The 719-nt window shown below is 73.0% G+C and carries 1 protein-coding gene; it reads left to right on the top strand.

Annotated elements, in window-relative coordinates; genetic code table 11:
- Positions 1-719: TAXI family TRAP transporter solute-binding subunit (locus KBX53_RS34850; RefSeq protein WP_210864024.1), on the top strand; the 719-nt coding region annotated here is incomplete at both ends.

The raw sequence follows: 719 nt of genomic DNA, 5'->3' as shown, positions 1-719 counted from the left end.
TGCCGGGACGCCCCGACCCCGCCGACGTCGATCCGGATCGCCACCGGCAGCCCCACCGCTGTCTACTACGCGTTCGGGCAGTTCCCGGTTGAGGATGGCCGCCAGGGACTGCCCGACGTCCGGGCGAGCGTGGTGGTCACCGCCGCCTCGGCGGAAAACGTCCAGCTCGTCGGCTCCGGCGGGGCCGAGCTGGGCTTCACCCAGGCCGACGTGCTGCCCACCAGCACGACGGGAAGCCCCGCGGTCGCCGCCGTCGCCCGGGTGTACGACGACCAACTGCACCTGGTCACCACGAGCGGTGGCCCGGTCCGCACTGTCGCCGACCTGCGCGGCCGGCGCGTCTCCGTCGGCGCGCCCGGCTCGGGCACCGAGATCACCGCGACCCGGCTGTTGGAGGTGGCCCGCCTCGGTGGCGGCGAGGTGCGCCGCGAGCGGCTCGGTCTGGACGACTCGGTGAAGGCGCTGCGTTCCGGGCGGATCGACGCGTTCTTCTTCTCCGGAGGCCTGCCGGTGCGGGGCATTGAGGAGTTGGCCGACGCCAGCGCCATCCGGATCGTGGACCTCAGCGAGTGGACCGAGCCGCTGCGCTCGCGCTACGGCCAGGTCTACGTCTCCCGGGACATCCCCCGCTCGGTGTACGGGGTGGACGCGGTGACCACTGTCGCCAACCCGAACTACCTGATCGTCCGGGCCGGGCTGCCGGAACCGTTGGTCCGTGA

Origin of the sequence: Micromonospora sp. M51 (genome assembly GCF_018070305.1) — a bacterium.
GTDB classification, from domain to species: Bacteria; Actinomycetota; Actinomycetes; order Mycobacteriales; family Micromonosporaceae; genus Micromonospora; species Micromonospora parva.
The sequence above is the reverse complement of the archived record's forward strand: the minus strand, read 5'-3'. Positions and strand labels throughout refer to the sequence as shown.